At 60.1% G+C, this 6658-nt stretch carries 5 protein-coding genes; 2 read left to right on the top strand and 3 right to left on the bottom strand.

Annotated elements, in window-relative coordinates; all coding sequences use genetic code 11:
- Window positions 1-222: 222 nt before the first annotated feature.
- Window positions 223-2832: a bifunctional aconitate hydratase 2/2-methylisocitrate dehydratase gene (gene acnB / locus CIB54_RS24975; RefSeq protein ID WP_065950188.1), complete on the bottom strand. Its 2610-nt coding sequence runs from the start codon at window positions 2830-2832 to the stop codon at window positions 223-225.
- A 395-nt stretch (window positions 2833-3227) separates the two neighbouring features.
- Here acnB and CIB54_RS24970 point away from each other — a divergent pair, with 395 nt between their 5' ends.
- Complete coding sequence (locus CIB54_RS24970; RefSeq protein ID WP_065950187.1) at window positions 3228-3698, top strand: DUF1289 domain-containing protein; 471 nt, start codon at window positions 3228-3230, stop codon at window positions 3696-3698.
- A gap of 134 nt (window positions 3699-3832) precedes the next feature.
- Here the strand turns inward: CIB54_RS24970 and CIB54_RS24965 are convergent, their stop codons facing one another.
- The gene (locus CIB54_RS24965) at window positions 3833-4696 is read right to left on the bottom strand and encodes a universal stress protein (RefSeq protein ID WP_101221257.1); all 864 of its coding nucleotides are present in this window, start codon (window positions 4694-4696) and stop codon (window positions 3833-3835) included.
- Between the two features lie 146 nt (window positions 4697-4842).
- Here CIB54_RS24965 and CIB54_RS24960 point away from each other — a divergent pair, with 146 nt between their 5' ends.
- Entirely contained in the window at window positions 4843-5445 is a 603-nt protein-coding gene (locus CIB54_RS24960) for a MiaE family protein (RefSeq protein WP_065950359.1), read from the top strand.
- On the opposite strand, the gene CIB54_RS24955 is transcribed toward CIB54_RS24960, so the two are convergent.
- Complete coding sequence (locus CIB54_RS24955) at window positions 5401-6600, bottom strand: MFS transporter (protein ID WP_101221256.1); 1200 nt, start codon at window positions 6598-6600, stop codon at window positions 5401-5403. The two genes, CIB54_RS24960 and CIB54_RS24955, sit on opposite strands and share 45 nt — an antisense overlap.
- Between the last annotated feature and the right edge of the window lie 58 nt (window positions 6601-6658).

The following is a 6658-nucleotide window of genomic DNA, read 5'->3' as shown; positions in this document are numbered from 1 at the left end:
TTTGGGCGCTATCATAGCGCCCGATTGAAGTGTCCAAAATCATTAGGCCAGTTCAGCTTGCCCCCGATAGCGGTGTGTCAGTGATAGATGTCTGGCTGATCGGCCGCCATCGGGGGGCAAGCCCCCTCCCACATGTGTTTTGCGGTGTTGCTGATACTTTGTTCCAGGCATAAAAAAAACGCCGCGTACCTTGCGATACGCGGCGTTTCCTACATCAACATCTTAGGCTTGAATCACCGGGATGTTGGCGCTTGCTGCGATCTTGCGGAACTCGGCGATCTGGTCGAAGTTCAGGTAGCGGTAGACGTCACTGGCCATGGTGTCCAGTTTCGCTGCGTAGCCCATGTACTCTTCGACAGTCGGCAGGCGACCCAGGGTAGAAGCTACTGCCGCCAGCTCAGCCGAAGCCAGGTAGACGTTCGCGCCATCGCCCAGACGGTTCGGGAAGTTACGGGTCGAGGTCGACACGACGGTCGAATTCGGTTCTACGCGTGCCTGGTTACCCATGCACAGCGAGCAGCCCGGCATTTCCATGCGTGCGCCAGCCTTGCCATAGATGCCGTAGTAGCCTTCTTCCGTCAGCTGGTGAGCGTCCATCTTGGTCGGCGGTGACAGCCACAGACGGGTTGGCAGCTGGCCCTTGACCTGCTCCAGCAGCTTGCCGGCTGCGCGGAAGTGACCGATGTTGGTCATGCACGAGCCGATGAACACTTCGTCGATTTTCTCACCGGCAACGCTGGACAGCAGACGGGCGTCGTCCGGGTCGTTCGGTGCGCAGAGGATCGGCTCGTTGATTTGCGCCAGGTCGATCTCGATGATTTCGGCGTATTCGGCGTCGGCATCGGCTTCCATCAGCTCCGGATTGGCGACCCAGGCTTCCATCGCTTGGGCGCGACGTTCCAGGGTGCGAGCATCGCCGTAGCCTTCGCCGATCATCCAGCGCAGCAGGGTGATGTTGGAGTTCAGGTACTCGGTGACGGAGTCTTTGGACAGCTTGATGGTGCAACCGGCAGCCGAACGTTCAGCCGAAGCGTCGGACAGCTCGAACGCCTGCTCCAGCGTCAGGTCGTTCAGGCCTTCGATTTCCAGGATGCGGCCGGAGAAGGCGTTTTTCTTGCCTTTCTTCTCTACGGTCAGCAGGCCAGCCTGGATCGCGTAGTAAGGAATGGCGTGCACCAGGTCACGCAGGGTGATGCCAGGCTTCATCTTGCCTTTGAAGCGCACCAGGATCGATTCCGGCATGTCCAGTGGCATTACGCCAGTGGCTGCGGCGAACGCCACCAGGCCCGAACCGGCCGGGAACGAGATGCCCATCGGGAAGCGGGTGTGGGAGTCACCACCAGTACCGACAGTGTCTGGCAGCAGCATGCGGTTCAGCCAGCTGTGGATGATGCCGTCGCCTGGACGCAGCGATACACCGCCACGGGTCATGATGAAGTCAGGCAGGGTGTGGTGGGTGGTCACGTCGATCGGCTTTGGATAGGCTGCGGTGTGGCAGAACGACTGCATTACCAGGTCGGTCGAGAAGCCCAGGCACGCCAGGTCCTTGAGTTCATCACGGGTCATTGGACCGGTGGTGTCCTGGGAACCGACGGTGGTCATCTTCGGTTCGCAGTAAGTACCTGGACGAACGCCTTTGCCTTCCGGCAGGCCGCACGCCTTGCCGACCATTTTCTGTGCCAGGGTGAAGCCTTTGCCGGTGTCGACAGGCGCTTCAGGCAGCTTGAACAGGTCGGTAGGGCCCAGGCCCAGTTCGGCACGGGCCTTGTCGGTCAGGCCGCGCCCGATGATCAGCGGGATACGGCCGCCGGCGCGCACTTCGTCCAGCAGCACCGGGGTCTTCATTTCGAAGGTGGTGATGACTTCGTCGGTGCCGTGTTTGCAGACTTTGCCAGCATGCGGGTACAGGTCGATCACGTCGCCCATGTTCATGTTGGTGACGTCGAACTCGATAGGCAGTGCGCCCGCATCTTCCATGGTGTTGTAGAAGATCGGAGCGATCTTGCTGCCAAAGCAGAAGCCGCCGGCGCGCTTGTTCGGCACGTAAGGCACGTCGTCGCCGAAGAACCACAGTACGGAGTTGGTTGCCGATTTACGCGACGAACCGGTACCGACCACGTCACCGACGTAGGCGATCGGGAAGCCCTGGCCGCGCATTTCTTCGATCTGCTTCATCGGGCCGGTCTTGCCTTGCTCGTCCGGCACGATGCCTTCACGGGCCATTTTCAGCATGGCCAGGGCGTGCAGCGGGATGTCAGGGCGGGACCAGGCGTCCGGGGCAGGGGACAGGTCGTCGGTGTTGGTTTCGCCGGTGACCTTGAACACGCGCAGGCTGATCTTGTCGGCCAGGGTTGGGCGGTTGCGGAACCACTCGCCGTCAGCCCAGGACTGGATTACACCCTTGGCGTGTTCGTTGCCGTTGCGGGCTTTTTCCGCCACGTCGTGGAACGCATCGAACATCAGCAGGGTGTGCTTGAGCTGGGCGGCCGCGACAGGCGCCAATTCGGCGTCGTCCAGCAGCTCGACCAGCGTCACGATGTTGTAGCCGCCTTGCATGGTGCCAAGCAGTTCAACCGCGCGCTTTTTGTCGATCAGGGGGGAGGTGGCTTCGCCTTTGGCCAGGGCGGACAGGAAACCGGCCTTGACATAGGCAGCTTCGTCAACGCCTGGTGGAATGCGGTTGGTGATCAGGTCAACGAGGAATTCTTCTTCGCCAGCCGGAGGATTTTTCAGCAGCTCGACCAGGCCTGCGGTTTGTTCGGCGTTAAGCGGCTGGGGAACGATACCCAGGGCGGCACGCTCTTCGATATGTTTGCGGTAGGCTTCAAGCACAGTTATTACCCTCATCAGTGGTCCCACGGGACGCTCATCCAGGAATGACCGGCACGCGTGCGCTCGGGGGCTTTTTGGGCCGCAAAGCCAGCGCTGCCGGCATTCCTTACAGAAGCTGCTTTCAAAGTTTTACGCCTGCAGAACGGAGCTGATGAGGGTTGGCGCAAGCGTTGACCTACCGGGTCAAACCTGCGCCAACACCGTTCTGAAGGAACGACTGTGCTCGTGACGCTTTGAAAACAGCTTCCAGCGGATTATTGGCGCCTTACAAGGCCGGGTGATTCTACGGCAAAAAAAATCTAAAGGTAAGTTGCGTTGCCAAGTTTGCAGGGTGATCAACCTTAGACAAAGGGCTAACATGGCGCACTGTTTTCACTGATTTGCGTGTTTCGCCCATGCCCAACCAAACCATCAAGACCCCCTGCGTCGGCCTGTGCTCCACGGTCTACGGCGATCTCGTGTGCCGCGGCTGCAAGCGCTTTCACCACGAGGTGATCCAGTGGAATGGCTATAACGAAGAAGAAAAGCGCGCGGTGTGGCTCAGGCTCGAACAGTTGCTGGTGCAGGTGATGGCCGGCAAAGTCGAAGTTTTCGCTCCCAAGACGCTGCGCGGGCAACTGGAGCAGCGCAAGATTCGCTTTGTGCCGCACCAGTCCGAATATTGCTGGGCCTACCAATTGATTGCGCGTGGGGCGCGCGTGATCAATAACCTGGAGGCCTACGGCATGGTGCTGCTACCGGAGTTTCGCGATTGGACGCTGCCGCAGTTGCGCGATGCCATTGACCGGGAGTTCTTTATCCTTTCCGAGGCGCATTACCAGCGCTATATCGCGCCGGGCTTCCTGAAGGACGCATTCGCTGACTGATAATACAAATCCAAAGTGTGGGAGGGGGCTTGCCCCCGATGGCGGTGTATCAGCATCACCTAGAGTGACTGACACACTGCAATCGGGGGCAAGCCCCCTCCCACATTGCGTCCTCTGTGCCTGAAGGGTCGATGTCAGGACTTGATGGCGAGTTCTTCAAGGTGATCCATCAGTGCTTGCGGCTTGAGCACCAGCACGTCGCTTTCCACCGCATCGAGCACCACCTCCGCTGTATTGCCGATCAACGCCCCGGACATCCCGGTACGCGCCACGGTGCCGATGATGGTCACGGCCGCTTGCCATTTATGCGCCGCGAAGGGAATCAGCACATCCGCCGGCCCTTCCTCGATATGCAGGTGTGCATCATCCACGTCGAATTCGGCCTGGAAGGCTTTGCATTGCTCGCGATAACGCGCCTCGATGGTTTCCCTGAGCTGGAAGGTCGGGTCCGCCGCCGACAGCATCGGCGATGGATGCGCGCTGATGACGTGCAACTGCGCCTTGGCCAGGGTGGCGATATCGAAACCGTGGTCGATGATGGCGTTATGCAGCGAGCGGTGTTCGCCGTCGGTATTGCCCACGTCGATGGCTGCCAGAATCACTCGTTCGGCCCATGGCGTAGCGGTCTTGACCAGCAGCACGGGCGTTGGGCAGTAGCGCAGCAGTTTCCAGTCCGCCGGGGTCAGCAGGGCTTTTTTCAACGGGCTGTCGGGAAAGTGCTGCTTGATCACCAGCCCGCAGCCTTCGGCCTGCTGCACCTCGACGATGGTTTCATGCAGGCTGTCGTTCCACGCTTGTTCGGTGGTGACGCTGTAGCCGTCGTTCTTTAAACCTTCCTTGAGCACGCTCAACAGCGCCGAATGCTCATGTTTCTTGTCGCATACCAGCAAGTGCAGGTGTGCGTCAGTTACCCCGGCGATCAGCTTGGCGCGCTTGAGGGCCAGGCTTTCGGAATGCTCGGGCTCGATGACCACCAGGATGCTGCGGATGGCTTGCATGGTCGGATCTCCAGGAAGGGGGCTCAAACAACTATAGTTGCTGCTGGCCTGGCGTCATCTTGATGTACATCAAGGCCCATGGCTGGCGGTCTGCGGCGGGGTCGGTATAATCGGCGCCCTTTTGTGATCCTTTGCCCGTGAGCCCGATGATCCTGCCCGAAATCCACGAATTCCTCGGCTGCCGCACCCCTGATGCCTGGGTGCAGGCCGCGTTGGCCGATCAGGACACCCTGCTGATTGATCACAAGAACTGTGAATTCAAAGCTGCCAGCACCGCCCTGAGCCTGATCGCCAAATACCATGGCCACGTCGACCTGATCAATATGATGTCGCGCCTGGCCCGTGAAGAGCTGGTGCATCACGAACAGGTCATGCGCCTGATCAAGAAACGCAAGGTCGAGCTGCGTCAGTTGTCCGCCGGCCGTTACGCTTCGGGTCTGCGCAAGGTGGTGCGCAACCATGAACCGGTCAAACTGGTGGACACACTTGTGGTGGGTGCCTTCATCGAAGCGCGCAGTTGCGAGCGTTTCGAAGCGCTGGTGCCACATTTGGACGAAGAACTCGGCAAGTTCTACTTCGGTTTGCTCAAAAGCGAAGCACGGCACTTCCAGGGTTACCTGAAATTGGCGTACCAGTACGGTGACGCCAAGGACATCGCCCAGGTGATCGAGCGGGTGAGGGCGGCCGAGCAGGCGCTGATCGAGTCACCCGACATCGAGTTCCGCTTTCACAGTGGCGTGCCAGCCTGAGGCCACGGCCACGCCGATCAAGGCGCTGATTGCGCTCAGCAGCAGGATCACCGTTTGCGTGCCGACGGGCGCGGCCAGCACGGCAATCATCAGGCCTGCCAAGGGCTGGGCCAGATTGTTGAGCAAGGTGATCACGCCCACTGTCTTGCCGAAATCCTGCACCGGAATGACCCGTTGACGCAGGCTGCGCATGTACACGTTGAACATCTTGTCGAAGCCGGTCACCAGCAGAAAGCCCACGGCGTATGCCCACAGGCCGGGGCTGATGGCGGTGATCAGCGCGCCGACGGCAATCATCGAATACGACAGCCCGCCGAGCAGCTTCAGCGCCAGGGTCGAACGCGCCAGGTAAAACAGCATCACGAGGGTGACCACTGCGCCGGCGGCTTGCAGCAAGGCGTAGGCGTCTTTGTCGGCCGCGTATTGCCCGGTGACCATCGCCGCCGATGTAGCCAGCGTGACCCCGACAATCAGGTTCACACCGACCGCCAGGGTAATGATGCGTTTCAACTCCGTCCGGTTGCGGATGTGGCCGAAGGCGGTCCGCAAGGGTTGCAGCCAGATACCTGCGCGTTGTTCGTGCAGCGGCAGGTCCACCGTGGTGTGGCGCTGCCAGACCAGCATCGCCAGGTCCGCCAGCACAAACAGCGCAGCGATTCCCAGCACCACCCAAGGCCACTGCCAGACTTGCAGCATCAGCGCCGCCACCAAAGGCCCGAGTACCAGGCCGCTCTGGTCGGCGATCTGAGAATAGGACAAGGTCTTGGCGTAGGTGTAATGCTGGAAGATATGCGGCATCACCACTTCCCGCGCCATGATGCCCTGGGTGGTCAATATCCCGCATACCGCGGACAGGATCACCAGCCACTGGATACCGTCGAACAGCCCGTACAGCGCTACCGCCATTGCGCAGGCCAAGGCCCGATACACCTGGCTGATGTGCAGGATGCGCACGGGGGAAAACCGGTCGCACAAGGCCCCGCATATGGGAAATGCCAGGTAGCGCGGCAGTGATTCGACAAAGAATGCCAGGCCTGCCCACGACACACTCTGGGTCGTCTGGAACACCACCAGCGGCACGATGAACAGCAGGATCTGGTCCGCCAGCCGCGACAGGAACAGCGAAACGAAGAACGCCAGGTAATCCCTGCGCATATGACTCCCTGTGAATGGCGTAAAAGATTGCAGGCTATTTGTTAAAAACTCTTAAAAG

Source organism: Pseudomonas fluorescens (genome assembly GCF_002837185.1).
Classification (GTDB): domain Bacteria; phylum Pseudomonadota; class Gammaproteobacteria; order Pseudomonadales; family Pseudomonadaceae; genus Aquipseudomonas; species Aquipseudomonas fluorescens_AM.
Note: the sequence above shows the minus strand (reverse complement) of the source record. Positions and strands in the feature narration are given on the sequence as shown.

What these genes read in the sequence shown, in the direction of transcription:
- CIB54_RS24970 (WP_065950187.1), top strand. Translation starts at nt 3,228, where the DNA reads ATGCCCAACCAAACCATCAAGACCCCCTGCGTCGGCCTGTGCTCCACG.
- CIB54_RS24955 (WP_101221256.1), bottom strand. Translation starts at nt 6,600, where the DNA reads ATGCGCAGGGATTACCTGGCGTTCTTCGTTTCGCTGTTCCTGTCGCGG.
- CIB54_RS24960 (WP_065950359.1), top strand. Translation starts at nt 4,843, where the DNA reads ATGATCCTGCCCGAAATCCACGAATTCCTCGGCTGCCGCACCCCTGAT.
- CIB54_RS24965 (WP_101221257.1), bottom strand. Translation starts at nt 4,696, where the DNA reads ATGCAAGCCATCCGCAGCATCCTGGTGGTCATCGAGCCCGAGCATTCC.